Annotated in this window: 6 protein-coding genes; 4 read left to right on the plus strand and 2 right to left on the minus strand. The window is 49.5% G+C overall.

All coding sequences use genetic code 11. From position 1 onward, the window contains the following. Positions 1-668: 668 nt before the first annotated feature. Positions 669-2,999, plus strand: coding sequence for an IS1634 family transposase (locus MXE39_RS06145; protein WP_247073865.1), 2,331 nt, complete (start codon positions 669-671; stop codon positions 2,997-2,999). Positions 3,000-3,534: 535 nt separating this feature from the next. Here MXE39_RS06145 and MXE39_RS06150 read toward each other — a convergent pair. Then, positions 3,535-4,284, minus strand: a complete 750-nt coding sequence (locus tag MXE39_RS06150) for an SIMPL domain-containing protein (protein ID WP_246977612.1) — start codon at positions 4,282-4,284, stop codon at positions 3,535-3,537. A 133-nt stretch (positions 4,285-4,417) separates the two neighbouring features. Continuing rightward, positions 4,418-4,582 carry a hypothetical protein gene (locus MXE39_RS06155; protein WP_246977611.1) on the minus strand — a complete coding sequence of 55 codons (165 nt, stop codon included), beginning with the start codon at positions 4,580-4,582 and terminating at the stop codon, positions 4,418-4,420. A gap of 379 nt (positions 4,583-4,961) precedes the next feature. On the opposite strand from MXE39_RS06155, the gene MXE39_RS06160 reads away from it, so the two are divergent. From MXE39_RS06160 to MXE39_RS06170, 3 genes are all read left to right on the plus strand, one after another. Next, a complete protein-coding gene (locus tag MXE39_RS06160; protein ID WP_246977610.1) occupies positions 4,962-5,567 on the plus strand; it encodes a sugar O-acetyltransferase in 606 nt (201 codons plus the stop codon). Positions 5,568-6,742: 1,175 nt separating this feature from the next. Then, positions 6,743-12,868 carry an autotransporter outer membrane beta-barrel domain-containing protein gene (locus MXE39_RS06165; protein WP_246977609.1) on the plus strand — a complete coding sequence of 2,042 codons (6,126 nt, stop codon included), beginning with the start codon at positions 6,743-6,745 and terminating at the stop codon, positions 12,866-12,868. A 1,124-nt stretch (positions 12,869-13,992) separates the two neighbouring features. Further along, the gene (locus tag MXE39_RS06170) at positions 13,993-20,928 is read left to right on the plus strand and encodes an autotransporter outer membrane beta-barrel domain-containing protein (RefSeq protein WP_246977608.1); all 6,936 of its coding nucleotides are present in this window, start codon (positions 13,993-13,995) and stop codon (positions 20,926-20,928) included. Positions 20,929-21,451: the final 523 nt, after the last annotated feature.

Below are 21,451 nucleotides of genomic sequence, written 5' to 3' on the forward strand. Positions count from 1 at the left end.
TCGGCATACATGTGCAAAAGCATGCAGCGGCTGCACCACTGCAATCTGCAGCAGCGGCCGACGGGGACGCCGAAAGATACCAGTAAGCACCGATATCAAGGCCCTTTGCTGTAAATGACCTGGCTCATGTGCTGCCTGCATGGCAGGCATGAGGGCACAAGAGCCGGGCAGACCGCACGCAGCTTCAGGCTGCATGCGGCTGTCCTTATGCTCAGTCCTTATGTCCGCTCACAGGCGGCTACATAGCCTGAGACAGGCGTATTTTTCAGGCCGCAACCCGGACTCAGGCAGGGTAGGCGGCAAAAAAGGGAGGTATAGTGCTGACAGAATGCGGCAAAATTGGCCATAAAGTCCAAAGTTACACTACGGGACGTTCTGTCAGGCATAGTTACATTTGATGTTAGCACGCATCATGCCATTGTGCGCCTGTATTTGCGCAATGAAAGGAGCGTACCTCACAATTTATGAATATGTGCTGTCTCTGCCTGTTCTTAACGGCCTTTAACCTCTCTTCTGCAGTAGCAAAGTGTGACCTCTAATCTGTAGACAGAATTTAAGGGATCAAAAAGCGCAGACAGGACGGAGCGGCAGTTATCCTCCTGTGTTTAGCAGCCATATTACCAGATCCGCTTAGCCAACCCTTATATATATAGGAGTTGGCTTTTATTTTGTCTACAAAAATTTTTTATACTACTGGGGGATTCAGGGGGCCCACTATGATAGAATTGGGCTCTATCATTAGGTATGGATATTTGGGGGAGCTTATGTACCTGAGGTTGAAGACCAATCGTGGCAGGAAGTACCTGCTTATGATGGAGTCGGTTCATGATCCTGAAACAGGCAAGTGCGTCAAAAGGATGGTGAAGAGCTATGGCAGGTACGAGAACTTACCTGAGGAGGTAAGAAGAGCGTTTGAGGACGAACGAGCTCGCAAGCAGCTCACTGCTGAACTGGAACGAGACTGTCTTAATGCACGGCTGACCATGGCAGCAGAGTCAGCAGTAAAGGCGGCTGATGTTGCTAAGGTTGATGATGATGGCCTGGAGTGTGACGATACCCCCAGGTTGAACGGGGCTTTCGAGCTTAACTACGGCCATCTTGCACTGAAGCCAATATGGGAGAATGAACTGGGACTGAAGTACAAGATCAGTTATCTTCAGCAGGCTTATACCGAAATAGAAGCGTGGAGCCTCAATGATCTGCTGTTCTACCTGGCGTCAGTCAAAATTCTCAGACCACAGTCATACTTGCAGGCAAGCAACAACAGAAGTGACTTTATCTACTGCCCCTGGAGCCGAATCAATCAGGATAACTTTTACCGTGCTCTGGACTTTGTTTATGAATTTAAAGACGAGCTGTTAAGTCATGCAGTAAGAACTCACATGGAGCATAAGAAAAAAGCGATAAGACTGGCTTTTTTTGACTGTACAAACACATGGTTTGAGACTCCCTATGATGATGTTACCTGGCGTGCCATCCGCTTCGCACGTACCACTCGTGAATACATGACTAATCAGGGAGCAAGCCATGAGCAGGTCAATGCTTACATGGAGACCGAGGAGTATCAGCTTGCACTAAGTGAGGCTCTTGAGCTGGGTAAAAACTCAGATATACGAATGAGAGGACTATCTAAGGAGGGGAGGTACGCTCAACCTCTTGTTTCTATAGCACTTGCTATTGATGAGGATGGCTTTCCAATCGACTGCCGTATATTTGCAGGCAACATTTCTGAAATTCATCAGGTTGAGCCAGTCATACAAAGTCTTCAGGACAAGTACGGCATAAAAGATTTTTATTTTGTCGCAGACCGGGGCATTAATGGAACTGAGGTTCTCAGCAAGGTACAGGAAAGGAATCTTGGTTTTGTAGTTTCACAGAAAGTTTCTCAACAAAACCCAAAGGATCGAGCTCAGATGCTCGACATATCAGGGTACCGCAACTACCTTCCGGGAGACGATGGGGCCTTTGTCATATCAACTGAAGATGGCACCGTGAAAGAGAACGAGCTGCGTTTCAAGATATGTGACTACGTCAAGACCGCCCGTATCAAGGGTGAGGTTGATCCGACTTCTGGGAAAATAAAATCAAGAACGATCAAGGTACCATGCAAGATCATTTACACGTTCAGCCCAGAAAGAAAAGCAAGAGATCTTGCACAGCTTGAGGAACAGAAGAAAAAGGCAATGAAAGCTGTTCTTAATCATGAGTTGATTGGTGCAGCTGTCAGTGGCTGGCGAGCATTGGTGAGAACCGAACGCACTGATGCTACTGCAGGAACAAAGAGAAACAGCAGCACAGGCAAAGACGAGAAGGAAGCTTTCAGAGCAACCGGGCTCAAGGATGAGCTAATCCGGAAAAAAGAGGAGATTGCAGGCTACAGTGCTGTTATCTTCGACCATCCTAAGGGTGAGCATGCCCAGATTTTATCTGACACAGGAGTGCTGGATACCTATCATAAGCTGGTTGGCATTGAGGAGAGCTTCAGGATAATGAAGAGCTCTTTCAGCATCAGGCCTTTATATGTAAGGCTTCATGAAAGAATTGAAGCTCACTGTTACCTCTGTGTATTTGCTCTGATGATGCTGCGCATTCTTCAGGACAGGCTGCTCAATCTTGGATACAGGATGTCAACGAAGCGCATTTGCGAAGCACTGGCAGATGCCCGTGTTGTACCTTCAGCTAAGACCAGGGATGATGTCTTCTTCATTAACATTCGTAGCCGCTCGAGACTGTACGACCCATGTAACACTGGTAAAGGCCAGATACAGTATGGGCTCAATGATCTGGTCCCAAAAGAAGATGTTTTTAATGGTTTTGTCCAAAACAACTTATTTATGAGAGGAGACACGCAAATTGTTATGGATGCCGCAGGAATGGGTGAGGTGCCTCTCCATGTTGGTCTAAAGCAGCTGAAAAGACTGCTCAAAATAGGCACCTGCCCTGACAGTAAGGTGCTTGCCTACGAGCATGCTGAGCTTATAAAGATTGCGGGGATTTAAAGCATTGCATCCCCTGGAAGATTAAAAAAATTAAAGGCCTTAATCCCTTTACGGATAAGGCTTTTCTTATAAAATGGCTGCTAAACACAGGTATTTGCGCAATGAAAGGAGCGTACCTCACAATTTATGAATATGTGCTGTCTCTGCCTGTTCTTAACGGCCTTTAACCTCTCTTCTGCAGTAGCAAAGTGTGACCTCTAATCTGTAGACAGAATTTAAGGGATCAAAAAGCGCAGACAGGACGGAGCGGCAGTTATCCTCTCTATCATGGAGAGGAACTCTACGTCCAGGTTGCAACTGAGCTCAACAGGATCGTTACCATGCTGCCAGACCGATGTCAGTCTGTGAAAAGGCCATGCAGCTCAAAAGCAAAAGACCCCGCTCTGGCATCCAGAGCGGGGTCTGAGTCAGAAAGGACATTACTCAAACGATCTGTACGGCAGGCAAAGCTCCGTACCAGACCGGTGGAAATCCTTTCTGAGCAGTATGACTTGCAGCAGGCTCAGCTGCTTAAAGACAGCTGCGCAGCTGACTGTTAGTCATCAATGTTGAAAGAGGCATTTACGGTGGAGCTGACAACAATAGGCTCAATGGCATAAGTGCTTACAACTGCTGAATCATTTTCAGCCATAGGAGCGGCGTAGGCCAGAGCGCGGTTGCTCATGGCGCGGTAAACGCCAATATGGCGATCCTGGAAGTTCAGGGAGCATGGCTTGCCCAGTTTGACTTCAAAGCCGTCAGCCAGTAACTGAGCACGCTCACGGGCATCAGCTATAGCGAGCTTTGCAGCTTCCTTTTCGTGCTTCTTCTTGTCAGACAGAGAGTACTCGAAACCGGAAATCTGGTTGATGCCTGACTTGATGGCCATATCGTTAATCTTGCCAATCAGAGCAAAGTCAGCAATCCTGATTGAGACGTTGCGGCTGGCCTCGTAACCAACGAGTTCCTGCTTTTTGGCCTTCTCGTCGTAGCGATAGCTGGCTGTTACCACAATGGAGTCAGCAACGAAAGCCTGCTTGTCCAGCTTAAGGGATTCAACTTCCTTTGAGAAAGCAGTAACAGTCTTCTCTACTTCCTTGCGGGCCTCATCGGGTGTGGCCTTGATGGTCATGACACGGTAGTTGAGGGTAGCGCGGTCCGGCATAACCTTTACCTCACCCTCTCCGGTAACATTAATCTTTCCATAATCCATAGAACACTTCCCGTCGGCAGCCATGGCAACGCTTGAGGTAAGGGCGGCAACAGCCAGAGCCAGAGCGCTGATACTTTTCTTGAACTTATTCATGGAGACCTCATAAAACAGTCATGGGCAGGGCGGCATACCTGTCAGAAGGTCTTTCCCCAAAGCCGGTCTGACTTACCCTTATCCCCTAAAGACACAAGGACAGGAATCACTTTGGAATTGAGCTGCTGCTGTCTTACAGCAGCTCCGGCCCGGCACTGATTCCCGGTATGCCGTTGCCGGTCTTAATGACCACGGATTCATAATAGCCCGGCAAAATTAGAAGGACCTTAGATACTGCATAATCACAGTTGAGGCCCGCCAGCTGGCCAAAATTCGGCAGCCCAAAATGCTGTTGCATGATCCTTATTGCAGTCACTGACAACACCAGTACTGGCAGTCCAGGCGAACTTACAGAATATGACCAGGGTAAAAGCTTCCGTAAACGCTTTAGGTAAAGGACAGAATAGCCCGTCACAAACAGTTAACAGGCCTCCACTAACCGCATAGCACCATGGGTATGAGAGCAAGCTGCTGGAGACTATATCCTGACGTGGCAACACAGGATAAATAAGGATCAGGAACAATTTAATGCGCCTGTCATACTCTCAAAATCTTGTCTGTATCAGGCCATTTGGCTAAGATAGCAAAGTGAATTCTAACTGCCCGTCTGCGGGCCGTAAGCGTTAACGAAAGCTGCGGCTCAGGTGTGTGCTTGAGGGCCTTTTCTGGAGAATCCCATGTTTTTAGATACCAAAAGCCGTTTCCCTTTCCTCCACACAGGTGAGCTTTATGATTCCAGCATAGCCGAGCTGTGCACCGAGCAGCGCAAGTGCCTGAAAGCCATGAATGAGTTCAATGCTTCCGCTTATAACGATCTTGAACGCCGTTCCCAGCTCCTTAAGGAAATGTTCTGGTCAGTAGGTGAGAACTGCTTTGTTGAAGCTCCTGTTCGTATGAACTTCGGCGGTAATCACGTTATCCTGGGCACTGGCGTGTATATTAACTACGACTTCTGCGCTGTAGACGATACTTTCATTACCATTGGTGATTACTCTCTGATTGGACCTCGTGTAGTGATTGCCACTGCTCTGCACCCGGAAAATCCTGAGCTTCGTGCCCGTGCCTACCAGTTCAATCGTCCTGTCACCATTGGCAAGCGCGTCTGGATCGGTGCCAACGTCACTATCTGTCCTGGTGTAACCATTGGCGATAACTGCATTATTGGCGCAGGCTCTGTTGTAACAAAGGACATCCCAGCTGACATGGTGGCTTTCGGTACCCCATGTCGCGCCATACGACCAATCCGTCCGGATGACTTTACCTGTCCTGAGGCTGCACAGTAACAGCAGCATTAAAAGTAGTATCCCTTACCAGGACTTGAATTCCTTTCTAAATACAAATAAACCTGGTGCACTGTCCTCACAACATGGCTATGAGACTGGATGCACCAAAAAATAGGGCGCTTTCCAAAATGGAAAAGCGCCCATTTTTATTTCAGAAAACAAGGCATACCATGCACTGCGTCATGTACAAAACAAACATATTGAGCCGACTCTGCCTGCACTGCACATATCAAAACAATGGGATAAACCATGGTTACGTGTTGAAAAAGTACAATCTCAGAGCAGGTTTACATCCCGATTTGTAGAGCAGATCCAGTCAGCCGCCAATCACAGGCGCAATAAAATTATTATCATCATAGCCACCAGCACCTCCAGCACCAGAACCAGAACCAGCAACGCCACCACAGCCAAACTAATCAGAATCGGAAATATGCATTACAAAATATAAAGTATTACAGGCAATATAAAATGAGATCTGATGTTGAGGAAAGCATCTTTCAAGGAACTTAGCATAATTTAATGATCGTTTCTTATGCCAGGTTGCGCCAGGTATTTTTATTTACAAAAGCCGGGAAACACCAGGTAAAGCAATGCCATGCGTGTAAAAATAACCCTGCTAAGGAGACCTGGAAGATGCTTTTCAAAAAACTAACGAATTGCATTTAGATCAGAAACCAAACTTTTTCGGAAAGCGTCATTATTTGCCGGGCAATGAATTGTGAGCTTAATTCATGCTTCAGGTGTCGGAAAACACGCCTGACAAAACTATGGTCAAAAAGCAATTATATGGGGAAAATGTCAGAAAAATGGACATGATATAGATATGAATCGCTGTATCTTTACATGTGCTTTACAAAGAGCCGTATCATGGTCAATTGACCGGCACTTTTCTGGTCGGGAGTGCGCTCATATACAAGGCATGATACAGCGTTAAAATGGCTTAAATATGCGTCACGTGATGTATAAGGGCATGTGTGGCAAGCCTTTTGCTACATTGTCGGTATGAACAGCTGTCAGACAAAGACCAGTGATCAGTAACTGACAGTACCATTAACCAACGTTCACCGTACTTACGGCGCTCCACAATCTGACATGCGCCGACAGTTTTGTGAGATCAGGGCACACAGTGCCGAAGAACTGCACTTACCTGAACGCCGTAATTGAGAGTATTTAAAATGAAGCAGACTAACTCAACTTTGACTTTCCTGTCAGCCCAGTACCGCGCTGTGATGAAGGACGCCTACCTCAAAGGTCTGGCTTCAACAGCTCTCCTGAGCACAGCCGCCATGGGCTCAATCTACGCCTCCACCGCTGATGCTGCTCCAACTGACCTTAACGATTTCAAGGATCTCGCTCAGTCAGGTGAGGTTTCCTATAGCAAGGATGCAGCTAAAGAAATTGCTATTGCTGACAGCGGTGAATGGAATGCTAAGTTAAGCGTAACTAATGGCAAGGATGACGGCGTCGTATTCAAGCCAACCGCCAAGGATGTTACTGTCAACGGTACTGGCTCTCTGACCGTATCCTCTAGCGATTCAGCTGTAGTAACTTTTGGTGATGCTGCCCAGAATTACGAGTTTGCGATGAACATCGAGTCTATCGATGTTCAGCAGGGCAAGATTCAGATTAAGGCTGGTCAGAGTGGTGCAAGAACATCGGTTGCTGCTAAGAATATCACTATCGGCACTGCAGATACCTCTGCAAAGGCAACTGGCACCCATTTAATCGATATCCAGGGTAAGAGCGGCGCAGTAGCTTCCCTTGGTAATGCCACCTCTCAGATTGCCCTCAACTCAAATGGTGCCATCCATTTCAATGGTGAAAATGCAGATGCTGCTGTTCTTAATGGCCAGATTACCGGCAAGGGCGGCGCTATTGAGTTCAAGCAGAATGGTACCTTTAAGGCAGGCGGTAAGACTGAAGGCACCAATTTCAAGATTTATGCAGGCAAGACTGCAGTATTTGACTTCGACGCTGCTCTGGCAAAGGTTGAAGGCACCGATGCCAACCTGAAGATTGATAACGGCAACATTGAGATTGTTGGAAACAGTGGCGGCACAACTAATGCCGGCACCATGCATATCAAAAATGGAAATGTCCATTTAACTGCCAAACTGGTTGGCAAAGAGGGCAACTCACAGTTAAAGATTGGTGACGGCAATGAAGCCCAATCAGCAAAGCTCACTGGCTACTGGGGTAATCTTACCGACTACCTGAATGCTAAAGCAGGAAATAAGAACAACTCCATTGAAATTGAGAAAGACGGCACTCTTGAGGTTAAGCTCTGGAAAGATGACTATGTAACTCTTGGAGAGTTTGCTTTTAGCGATAAGCTTCAGGCTGGTAAGGTAAAAGTTGCTGATGGAGCAACTGTTCAGGCTGATAAGCTGCATATAGGTAGCATGCTTATAAAGGATAGCGGCGCTTCAGAGCAGTTTAAGAAAGCTAAGTATATCAATATCAAAGCAAGCACTCTTAAGCTGAGCGAACCAGCTTGGAAGAATGGTGGAAATGAGGACTATGGCTTTAAGCAGGCTACTACTGAGAAGCTGGAAGTTGTTCCGCATAGTGGCTCTACTTTCAACCTCTTGAACGAAGTCAATGTTGTCAAGACCACTCAGATCGATAATCCTTACGTAAAGGACACCAAAGTAACTGTAGGTGCTGATAATACCCTCGATGGCGAGATCCAGGTAGATGCTGGCGGTAAGCTCGTAGCAGCTGCTGGTAACCTTACTGCAAATGGCAAGCTCAAGGTTGACGCTGGTACCCTGCAGGTAGGTGGCGCACCAGCCTCAGCTAAGGTATCTGGTGTTGATGCATCCCTGATTGCCAGTGGCGGTCTCGAGATCATGAACCAGAATGCTGGTGGCACTGTTCAGGTCTTAGGCAATGGTGCTCTGGAGATACCTACAGATGCTTCTACTGGTAAGGTTACCTACGAAAGCCAGGGCAAGCTCGATCTGACCAAGGGCGATCTGACTGTAACTGGTCATGCCTCCAACTTCACCACTTTCAAGGCCTCCAACGGTACTATCGCTTTAAACCAGAAGAATGCCGATGAGCTCCTGAACACTCAGGGCAAGCGTTCTGGTGGCACTGCAAAGGGCGCTGCTGTAGAGCTGGGTAACAACGGTGTTCTGGATATCCAGGGTGATCTGCATGGCAAGGCTACTGGTGACAATCAGTATGCTGCCTTTGATGCAAACAACATTACAAAGCATACCGGCAGCCCTGAATCTGACATGATCAGCTTCAGCGGTACCGGCAATACCGTGATTGCCAACAATGCTCACCTCGCCGGAGAGGCTCTGCAGATCGGTGCTGGTAACACACTTGCAACCCGTCAGGCTCTTACCCTTGACTCAACCGCTCAGAAAATTGATGCAGCTTTAGATCAGGCCCGTAACCTGCTGGCCGCTGCTCAGGGCGGTGACGCTGACAGTTCTGCAAGCCCGGATGCTCCTGCAAAGGCTGTAGAGTTCCAGCTTAGAAATGGTACTGTTTCCGTTGGTACCGCTTTAAAGACCAATGTTAAAGACCAGATTCTGTCCGTTACCCATGACGAGTCAACCTCAGCTACTCTTGAGCTCGGTCAGGCCTCTCTGGGCAAGGACCGCTTTGGTCAGCTGACCCAGTCCGGCTCTGCTGGCGTTCTGGCCAGCCACTCAGAGTTTGCTGAGGGCTCCGGCGGTACCGTCGATATGGCTATGAAGCTCGATGGTCTTGCCGAAGACAAGATGGCTGCTCTGAAGGTCAAGTATGGCAAGTGGACCGCTAAAGATATAACTGCAAGCAAGGGTCTCATTGAGATTGGCAGTGATATCGATGGTATGACTGCTGACAAGATTCAGTATGGCAAGGATGGCTCTCCAGTTCTCAATGCACAGACTGTAACTCTTGCTGACGGCTCTAAGGTAATCGTCAACGTACCTGCCAGTGGCAGCTTTGACAAGCTGGACATTAAGAAGGGTACTGTTGATGTTGCTGGCAAGCTCCACGCAGGTCAGTTAAATATGGCTGATGGCAGCAACTACAACGTTACTGGCAATGCTACTGCCAACAGCATGACCATGGAAAGCGGCAGCACTGTTACCGTAAGCGGTGCTGGCAACATGGTCGTTGCACAGGCTGGAGATGGTAAGGCCGATGCAGCTCAGTATGCCTTTACCTCCAAGGACGGCTCCGCTATCAACGTAACCGGCCACAGAGCCAATTTCACCATTGGTGCTAAGGGCCTCGATGGACTCAAGCTGGAAAATGGTGATAAGGGTCTTGATCCAGACAATAAGTACGCTCAGAACGTAACTCTTGCCTCTGGTGGTACTCTGACTCTCGGTTTCGAGTCTGGTACCAAGCTGAGCTCTCAGGACCTGATTAATCTGAAGAAAGAGTTCCTCAAGGGCTATTCAGGTGCTGGAAGCAAGGTTGACGGCGCTCTGGATATTGGTAAGGCAGTACTTACCGATATCGGTGATGTCATCAAAGATGGTCGTGCTGACTGGAATGAACTTGAGCAGTACGTTAGCGCTGGTTCCCTTGACGGCGTTATCAACGAGCAGCTGAGCAACACCACTGTTTACAATGTTGGCTCCGGCGATCGCTTCAGTGCCAATGTAGGCAGCATGGAGGCTTCCGGTGACGTTGTTCTGGGCAATGGATCCCTGAATAATGCTGGTCTTAACAGCCAGAATAACTTTATCGCTGATCAGAAAGATCCTTCCAAGGTAGGCAACGCTACCCTCGATACTGGTGCCCACTTCGCATTCAAGAACGGTGGTAACGTAGGCGAGATCACCATGAAAGCCGGTGATGCCAACGACAAGACCACTATGGTTATTGGTGGTGATACCTCCAAGACCACCAATATCGCCGCTATCAAGGGTGCTGCTCATACCATGGTCGACATCTCTGCCACTACCAATGTTTCTGGCAGCGTAACTGATGTTGCAGATCTGGATGTTAATGCCAGTCTGAAAGTTGGTGGTGATGTTACTGCAGATCGTCTGCTTAGCTCAGCCAATGCCTCCGGTACCAGCCTGACTGCCAAGAACCTGACTGTTAAGGGCGCTGAAGAGACCCGCTTCAACGGCGATATCAATGTTACCGAAAAGGCTTCCTTTGCCGGTAAGGCAATGCTTGGCGGTTCCAACACCTTCGGTTCTGTCGAGTTTAAGAATGATGCTCACCTGACCTCAGGTAAGAACGTAGCTCAGAACGTAACCATTGGTGCAGGCAAGAACCTCTTCGTTGGCACTGACGGCCCATCCGGCACATCTGCCGTACTGGCCGCCCAGAACCTGCAGCTCAATGGCGGTACCATTTACGCTGACCCAGAGTACGGTCAGGAAGCCACCATGGTTCTGATTGGTTCCCTTGGCAAGCAGGAAACTGCACAGCTGCTGGCTGATGCTGGCAATGGTGATGGTACCCAGAAGCCTGAAGGTGAGCAGAAGCCTGATGCAGGTCAGGGTGGTGCTGACCAGGATAAGATTCCAGCCCTGCCAATAAACCCAGCTCCAAAGCCAGAGGGTGATGCTGGCGGCAACAACGGCGGCTCTGATGTTCAGATTGCCTCTGCCGGTCGTCTCGACGGTAACATCCACGCTCTTAAGAACTCCATCGTTGCACTGGGCGTAGACACTGCAAATCTGCAGGCTGCAGTTGACGATCTGAAGAATACCTTTGCTCCATACATGAAGAATGGCTCTCTGCAGGATCCATCTTCTGCACCTGGCGCTGTAGGTGCTATCGCTTACGTAGCCAAGCCAATCACTGTTGCTAATGGCAGCAAGATTGTAGTTGATGCAGGCGCCTCCAACACTCCAGGCTTAGGCGAGGAGGCCAAGCCAGCCTCTGCCAATACAGCAGATACTTACATCGGCAAGAACTCTGCTCTGGCTATGAGTGCTCAGGCAGTATCCGGCAAGCAGGCAGCTGTTACCTTCGAGAAGAAGAACGCTACCATCTATGCCGACGATGGTGCCAAGGTTCTGCTTACCGCTGACGGCCTGCAGAGCGATCAGAGCATCAAGCTCTTTGCTGACGCCGATGGTACCGTTACCCTTGAAACTGCTGGTAACAAGAACCTGGCTGTTCAGTCAGTAAATGGTCTGTTCGAGGTTGAAGGTGGTCTGGCTGCCGGTGAGATCGGTGATGTCAAGCTGACCATGAATCAGAGTGTAGGCAACACCCTCTACCATGATGCCTCTGACCCAATTCGAGAGACCATCAATGCCTACAACAACACCAATGGCACCAATGAGCTGCTCAACAAGATCAAGTACGAGTCCAAGACTGGTCGTGATGCTGACTCCGCAGCCCGTCTGGCCGCTATGGGTGGTGCTGTAAACGCAGCTCTTACCGCCAACAGAACTACTACTGATGCTGTTGCTGCCCGTATGGGTGTAGGCGTAGGCGCCAATGCTGAGGGCAAGAACATTAGCTCTCTGGGTTCAACCCGTGGCTCTGTATGGGCAACCCCTGTATACACCCGTGGTGATTCCAAGGGCATGGAAGCTCAGGGTCAGAGCTATGGCAACAAGACCGACATGTACGGTATGGCCGTTGGTGCTGATTACCGCGTAAGCCGTGATGTTGAGGTAGGTGCTGTAGTCAACGTAGGTAAGGGTGAGGTTACCGGTAAGGAGCTGGCTTCTAACGTATCCAACGACGTAAGCTACATGGGTGCAGGTGTTTACAGCCGCTTCAAGAACGGCGACACCTCAGTTGTAGGTGATTTAACCTACACCCAGGCTGACAACGACCTGAGCAGTAACCTTGATGTTGCTCCAGATCGCAAGCTCAGCGCTGCCGCCGATACCAAGGTAATTTCTGCCGGTGTAACCGCCAAGCGTGACTTCAATGTCAATGGCTATGAGGTCAGCCCTCATGCTGGTGCCCGCTTCAGCCACATCAAGACCTCCGGTCACGATGTCAAGATGGGTGACAACGTTGTTGCCTCCTACAGCTCCGAGGCTCAGAATGTTGTTTCCATCCCTGTAGGTGTTACCGTATCCCGCAACATCAACAGCAATGGCTGGAACATCAAGCCTTCTGCAGATGTTCACGTAACAGCCAACCTGGGCGACACCTCAAGCAAGGGTGAAGTCTCATGGACCGGTACCAAGGATCTGCGTACCAATGTTGAGACTGAGGTTATCGACCGCGTTACCTATGGTGCTGCAGTCGGTGTATCCGCCACCCGTGGCAACTTTACTGCCGGTGCCGGTGTTTCCTACAACGGCTCATCCAGCAGCAGCGAGGTTGCTGTAGGCGCCAACGTTCGTTACGACTTCTAATATCAGGCAGCCCGCAAGGCGGGCTGCCATGGCTTGCCGCTTCGGTATGAAGCTGCAAGCCTGAAGTAAACGAACACCATCGTGTTTTTAACTGTCAGGTCAACCTGACAAGGATTTAGCCGCTGCTTCCATAGGGAGCAGCGGCTTTGGCGTATGCGTAGTCGGCAAAATAGCGCTTATCCGGCAGACTCTCAAAGAAAGAAATAGACTGTCATGAATTTTTAGAAAGCAGGGCTGTACTTCAGGGATTAATTTAGCGGTGTCTGGAGAGGTCCTGCTGTGTGACAAGTATTCAGAGTCGGCTCTATTAGCGGGATTTTGTAGTCAGATGCATTGATTGATCTAAATATAGATGTTTTACGGTTGCTGGGAAGTGCCAGGTTGTGCCGGGAGTAATCTGCATTTGAAACAGTTGCGAAAATGTAGCTAGGGATAACGTCTGAAGGCCTGTCATGCGGTATTAATAATACTTTTTTCGGATTTGACCTGAGCTTTCGGCTGCCTGATTAAAATATTGGCAGTTTTAAATGCTTTCTCTAGTGTAAACAGCATGTAAATAAGGTTTGACGAAGGGGAAAAGGTGGGAGTGCAGACATGGTCAGTTGGTAGTAACAGGGCAGAGGCTGGTCACAATCGGTGCAAGTATGGGCACTGTTCACATTTTGACAGTGTAAAGTCAAAGAACTATCAGTACCTGCCGTTAAATGCATCGCTGTATTGCCTTTTGTCCCTGCAAGGACCCGGCATCAGACAAACATACTTACTGCCACTGCCTGGTGGTATAAATTAAACAGTACCAATCTATTTGGAAACTGAAGAGAGAGCTGCACTACAGTCGTCATCAGCCAAAACCTGACCTGCCATGAGCAGCGCAGGATGTCTGTCACTGGTTGTCTTAACTTTAAGGTCACATCTTAAGCTGATGGGCCTCCCTGGCAGACGGTCAGCAACATAAAGAGACGCAGGGCCAAGCCCAAACTGTACTGCAGTAGAGAATAACTGGCTCCTGAATATGGAGCACCACTTTCTTATTTGCCCCCGGCCTGGACACATGTCCTACCTGCCTTAACAGCAAGGCAGGATTATTCTGCTCAGCCGGCTGGCGCTACGAGAAGAAGAACAACATGAAGCAAACAAATTCCACAATTACTTTTCTGTCGGCACAGTACCGTGCTGTTATGAAAGATGCCTATCTCAAGGGTCTGGCTTCTACTGCTCTTCTCAGCACGGCCGCCCTCGCCTCTGTCTATTCCACCTCTACTCAAGCTGCAGAGCTTAATAATCTTGAAGAGCTCAAGAATGGCGGCGATTTTACTCTCAGCTCTGATAAGGCGCCTAAACAGTTTAACGTTGACAAGCAGATTGAGTGGAATGGAAATCTGAGCATTACTGCCGGTCCGGCTGCAGGTCAAGGGGTTCACTCGATTAAGTCTAATGGCCCTTCCGGTCAGATTACTGGTGGTGGCTCTCTATCTCTTGAAAGTAGTGATCGCTCTATCATTGCTATTGGTGAGCCTAATGCCGGTTATGAGTTCAAAATGGACATCGGCTCTGTCGGTGTTCAGCAGGGTGAGCTGCGCCTGCGCTCTGGCTTTCATAGCGGTGGCAATGTCCAGTTAAGTGCAGACAGCATCACTATTGGCAGTGGTCAGGCTGCACGAGCCAGCAGCGGCGGCGCCGACAGCAGTGGTGACGCATCTGTTGGCCCAACCGCTATTATTCATGTCGCCAGTCAGGGCAATAATGGTGCTACAGCAACTTTAGGTCGTGCCGCATCAGGTGGTAAGTCGGCTTCAGAGATTCATCTCAATGAAGGCGGCATGATCATCATGAACGGCAAAAAGGCAGAGAATGCTGTTCTTCTTGGAACCATTAATGGTAATGGCGGCATCATTTCTTTTGCCGAGCACAATAATAAGGCAGATTTTAATAATAACGGCACAATCAAGGCTACAGGCTCTCTAAACGGTACTACCATCAAGGTGGGACAGAACCGTACTGCAGTTTTTGATTTTGATAAGGCCCTTGATGCAGCAAATGGTGAAACTGCCCATATGACTATTGGTGGTGGAACCATTGAAATTAATGGTAATGCCTCCCCTGCTAATGCTGGTAAAGTTGAGCTTAGAAATGGCATCATGGAGCTTACTCCTGATACCAAGCTTGTAAGCAAGGACAGTGACAATGGTCGTTTTGTTATTGGTGACGGCAATACCAGTCTTGAAGCAAGACTCAAGACCAGTACACAGCAGGTAACAGATTTCGTTAATGGCGGCGGTGAAGGTGGCGGTCAGAAAGGTACCGTTGTTATCAAGGGCGATGGTGTACTTGATTTCTCGTCAGAAGGTGGTGAGCTCAAGCTCGATGAGCTGCAGTTCTCTGTCAACCCTGAAGCCGGCAAGATTGGCGTAGAGTCAGGCGGTACTATTGCTGCAACCACTATTGCCATCGATAAAGCAATTTCCGATACCACAGGTCCAAACAGTGTCGGCCGCAATCTGAATCTTGAAGCTGACACTTTGCAGCTGACCGAAAGCGGCGATGCCAATATTGATTACAACTTCAATAAGGCTGCTGCCAAGAATCTGCAGCTCAACGCTGCAGCTGATGGCGTTTTCAACCTCAAGAACAAGGTTGAAATAATCAACAGCGAATATGTTGATAACAAGTATGATCCTGATGCTCAGGGTTACTATGCCGCTCAGGAGGGCACTGTTGAAGGTGCTGTGCAACTGGACAGCGGCAGCCGTCTGACCATAGGTGCAGGCAAGATCACCTCTACTGGTGAAATTACAGTTGGAGAGGGCGTTCTGCAGGTAGGCGGTCTGGCATCAGATACTCAAACCGATGGTGTTGACTCAACCCTCCATGCCGACGGTGGTCTGCATCTTAGCAGCAAGAGTTCTACCAGTATCAAGATTTATGGCAATGGCGAGCAGCAGATAGACGGTGGTACCGGCATTGACGGCCAGCAAAAGCCTGCATTTAAGTACCATGGCCATGCATCTGTTGATCTTACCAAGGGTAAGCTCACTGTCGATGGTGTATCGCACCGCTCAACCTTTGATATCAAGGATGGCTCCATCAAGCTTAATGAGGCAAACGGCCGTGAGCTGCTTAATCTTGATAATCAGCGTTCAGGCAACCTTTCTCAGGGTGCGGCCGTCTTCCTGGGCGGCAATGCCTCCATGGTGATTGAGGGCGACATTTACGCCAGCGGTGGTAAGGCAATTTCCACTGACCGCATCTCAAAGGTCAGCTCCATTGGTGCAGTAAAGACTGACAGCGTAGGTATGTCAGGCACAGGCAACATGCTGCAGGCCAATAATATTCACCTGCAGGGCAACAGCATTGATCTGGGCAACGGCAATACTCTCAAGGCTGCAGGCGATCTCAAGATCGATGAGCAGAAGGCAGACAGTAATGTAACCATTACCAGCGGTAAGGTCATTGCCGGCAGCAGAATCAGTTCTGACAGCGGCATGAAAGAGCTGCTGGTGGGCAACAGCGGTGGTGAATCAGCCTCCCTGGAGCTGGGCTTTGCCGAGCGTGACCGTGATGAATTCGGTCAGCTGACTGATGCCGGTCTGGCCGGTCAGTTCAGCAGCGTTTCAGCTAATACCGGTACTGTGGACATGAGCGTCAAGCTTAACGGTATGTCTGCTGATAAACTCGCCGCCCTCAAGGTCAAGTATGGCCAGTGGACTGCCAAAGATGTTGATGCCTCTACCAATGCTCTTATTGAAGTCGGTACAGAGTCTGGTGCTGGCGATCTGGGGCTGCCTCAATATGGAAACGGCACGCCTGCACTTAATGCCGGAAAGGTTGTACTGGGCGCAAATTCCAAGATTGTTGTCCACGAGCAGAGTTCTGCTTCTTTTACCAGCGCAGAAATTCAGAGCGGCACCATTACAGCCAAGGGCGATGTAAGCCTTGGTGAGCTGAAGATGTCTGGCGGCAGCATAGATAGCACTCACTCACTTGCCGGCGGCAACATGGCATTCAAGGACGCCACAGTCAAACTTGGTGGTGCATTGAGAGCATCCGGATCCGGATCCATTACAAACACCAGTATTGAGGCCAGTGGTAATGTCGGTTTTGTAGGTGACATGACCCTTGAGGGCACCTCCAAGCTTACCGCCAATAAGGATCTGACTGTAAACGGTAAGGCTGTACTTAATTCAGGCACCACTTTAAACGTCAGTGGGGCCATGGTTGCCGGAGCCGCCTCTTTTGATGGCGCCAACGTTGTTATTGGCCCTGGAACTGACGACAAGCTGTCTCAGATTGACAACTTTAGCATGTCAGATGGCAAGCTTACCCTCAACGGCAAAATGGTGGTAGGTAAGGCTCCATTTGGAACATCTGATACTGATAAGGAAAAGTACGGATATACCACTACTGGTGGTGCCATTGATATTCAGGGTGCTACAGCCCAGATGGAGCTCGGTCCTGAGGCACTGCGTCACATCAAGATTAACTATGACATCACTGGAAATAACGGAAACGACTATCCACCAGGATGGACTCCTTCTGTTATTGATCCTGATAACAAGATTACTAATAACATTACCATCAAGAATGGCGGTACTCTCAAACTTGATCTGGGCACTACCGGTGCAATAACTGCTGAAGATCTTAAGAAGCTTAAGGAACAGTTCCTGACTAATCCTCAGGATCCTGTTGATGGTACTTTCGATATCGGCGATACACAAATTGCCGAGCTTGATAAGGTAATTCGCCCAGATGGCACCGCTGACTGGCAGATACTCAAAGTATTCATGTCTCAGCAGGGTTTAGACGGTTTCAAGAATGACAAACTTGCTAATGCAAAGGTAGTCAATATTCGCGATGGTGAAAAGGTTGTAGTACACGCCGGCTCCATGGCTGTAGACGGCTCTCACGTTGTGCTGGGTAACGGCTCCCTGAGCAATGCTGAAGGCAATGGGGGCATGTTTATTTCTGATACCAAAAATAATGCTGTGGTATCAAATGCTACCCTTGATTCAGGAGCTGCATTTAAGTTTATCAACGGCGGTAAGCTCGGTAATGTAATCCTTAAGGACGGCAGCTCAACTGATGAGACCATCCTGGCTGTAACAGGTAATAATGCCGCGCTTACTGAGATGAAGAACGTTGAGGGCGGCAAGTACACTAACATGCAGATTGAGGCTACCACTACTGTTGCTGAAAATATCAGCAAGGTAGCCAATATTACTGCAGCCGGTACTACAGTTAGTGTAGGCAAGCACATTGACCAGTTCACAAAGATTGATCTGTCCAATGCTGTTGCCACCGTCGGTGAAAACATCGAGAATGGCCAGACTCTGAACATCAACTCAGGCTCCACTGTAACTGTCAGCAACAATGTTGCTAAGGTTGCTGCTGTTAACGTTAACAGCGGCAGCCTCAAGGTTGGTCAGCACCTCTACGAGAGCACCAATGTCAATGTTGCCAAGGGAGCTCAGCTGCAGGTAACTGGTGATATCAAGAATGTTGCAAATCTTAAGAGCCAGGGCGATCTGAAGGTTGATGGCAATATCCTCAGTGGCGGCAATCTGCAGGTAGACGGAAAGACTGCTGTAATTGGCGATATCAGCGTCAGAAACCTTACTGGTAAGGCTGTCACTGCCGATGGTGACTCAGGTGTAACCCTCCAGGCTGCCAGCCTGCACGTGGGCGCTCCTGAGGTGACCGATACCACCGACTACACCGGTAATATGAAGATTTCCGGACATGCAGCTTTCATCAACAAGACTGTACTGAGCGGTAACAACGAGTTTGGCTCACTTGAGTTTGGCCGTGATGTACACCTTGCCAAGGGTGATAACACTACCGGCTCCTTAAAGCTGGCCAAGGGTGTTGAGGCCCGTGTCGGCTCTGACGGTAAAAACGGTACTGCCCGTATCGTTACCGGTCATACCGACCTTGCAGGCGGTACCATCATTGCCGATCCTGGCTATGGTGAGCAGACCACTATCGTGGCCATGAAGAGCGTTGGCAACTCAACCCCTGTTACCCCTGAGAAGCCTCAGGATGGTACCGGTGGCGGTTCTGCTGATGCCGGTGGCTCTGCTGGTGGCGCTCATGGCGCACCTGCCAAGCTGGCTGCCGCTGCAGCTGTCGGCAGTGCCGGTGAGCTCAATGGTACTCTGGTTGCCCTGAAGAACTCTGTTGTTGCAATGGGTACTGAGGCCTCCGATGTCGATGGCGCTCTCAAGGAGCTCCAGACTGCATTTGCTCCGTACTTCAAGAACGGTTCCCTTCAGGATCCGGTAAGCTCTCCTGAGGCTGTAGGTGCTATTGCCTATGTTGCCAAGCCAGTAACTGTTCAGAACGGCAGCAAGATTGTTGTTGACGCGTCCCGCAGCTACTCTGAGTATCAGTCTGCTGATGCCGATTACAAGTCCAAGGTTGCCAGCAACGACGTTTACATGGGTAAGGGCTCTGCTCTGGCCATGCACAACAGCGCTGTTAACAGCAAGGCCAATGCTGCCATCACCTTCAACAAGCCTGATGCCAGCATCTACGCTCAGGAAGGTGCCAAGGTTCTCATCGCAGGTACCACCATCAATCCAAATGGTCCGATACGTCTGTTTGAGGACCAGAACGGTTCTGTTGACCTCACTACTGAGAACAATGCAACCATCAAGGTTGAGTCTGTAAACGGCCTCTTTGAGGCTCCTGATGGCCTCAATCCAGGCAAGGTCGGCGATGTAACCATGGTGGTTCGTCCTCAGGTAGCCGAGGCCAGCTATAAGGATATTTCATCTCCTGTACGTGAGGCTCTGGCTGTCTACGGCGGCTTTGATGGCAACCCTGAGCGCGAAAAGCTGCGTGGCGAAGTTGCTCCAGGCGTTACCTACAATCCGGACAAGAAGCAGTTCAGCGACAGCGAGGGTAACATCCTTGCAGCCAGCAAGTATGTTTCTGTAGACAATGGTGACGGTACCTACAGCGTTTACCATGCTGCCAGCAACCCACTGCTCAACCATGTTGTCACTGCAACCAACAGTGGACGTGATGCTGAGGCTGTGGCCCGTATGGCCAATCTGGGTGGCGTAGCCAAGACTGCCATTGCTGCCAATGAGACCACTGTTGAAGCCATTGCTGCTCATGCCGGTCTTGATGGTAACGATCTGTCTACCTATATTGCAGGCCAGCCACGTCGTGCCGTACCTTGGATGAACGATAAGCGTAATTACTACACTGCCGCCAGTGCCCAGAACCGTGGCTCAGTCTGGATGACTCCTACCTATAAGAAGGTGGACAGCAAGGGTCTTAAGGCTGACGACAGGGATTATGGTAACGAGGCCGAGCTCAACGGTCTGGTAGCAGGTATTGACGTACGTCTGGGTCAGAATACCGAGGTGGGTGCAGTAGTATCCGCAGGTACAGGAACTACCTCATCAACCGGCATGGTTGAAGGCGTAGAGAACGATACCAAGTATGTTGGTGCCGGTGCCTATGCCCGTATCAGCAACGGTACTACCACTGTGCTGGCTGACGCTACCTACACCAGAACTGATAACGATCTCTCTGCCGAGACAGCTCTGGGCAAGGCAACTGCCAATGTTGATACTGAGGTAATTTCCGCAGGTCTGACTGCACGTCATGACATCAGAGTTGGTGGTAATGACATCACTCCTCATGTGGGTGCCCGCTTCACCCGCATCAGCACTGATGACCATGAGGTGTCTATCAACAACACTTCAGTTGCCAGTGTTAAGAGTGATACTCAGAACCTGGTCTCTGTACCAGTTGGTGTTACAATCTCACGTAACATCAAGCAGGGTACCTGGAGCATCAAGCCTTCTGTTGACCTCACTGTTACTGCCTATGCCGGTGACAAGGATAACAACTCCAAGGTCAAGTGGACTGGTGTAAGCAACATGTCTACACCTCTGAGCTCTCAGGTTGTTGATGACGTCACTGCAGGTGTAAAGGCTGGTGTAAGCATGCGCAACGGCAACTTTGCCGCCGGTGCTTCTGTGTCCTACACTGCATCTGAGAACATCAAGGATCTGGCTATTCAGGCCAACGCCCGTTACGACTACTAATACAGGCTTCTGGCGCAACTGTCCGCAGCACAAGGCTGCGGACCTTGCCCCAGCTGCCTATTTTGCCAGGCACGAGGCCAGCAGATGGCATCACAGCCTGGCTTTATTTTACCTGTTAATATTTAAATATATCTATATAAAGATGTGTTTATGTGCCCTGTGATATATTGACGGCAATCAGGTCAGTGCTACTGTCACAAAAGCGAAATTGTTGTATTTATAAAAGGCTTATTTACCGGTAATATTAGGCTTTGGGGCCTGTGACTTGCATAACTATGACAAGTTTTCCGAATACTATAACAGGTAGTCTGCAAATTTAATTGTCAGTGCAGGCAAACATCCCTGAATCAGCTATTTTAAGCGCACGCAAGCATGACTTGCTGCCCTCTGATGCCATCGTACCAGCCTGGCTGCCCTCTGATGCTATCGTACCAGCCCGGCTGCCCTCTGATGCCATCGTACCAGCCTGGCTGCCCTCTGATGCCATCATACCAGCCAGCTGGCCTGGCTGTATGTCAGTATG

It is taken from the genome of Anaerobiospirillum sp. NML120511, assembly GCF_023050955.1.
Classification (GTDB): domain Bacteria; phylum Pseudomonadota; class Gammaproteobacteria; order Enterobacterales; family Succinivibrionaceae; genus Anaerobiospirillum.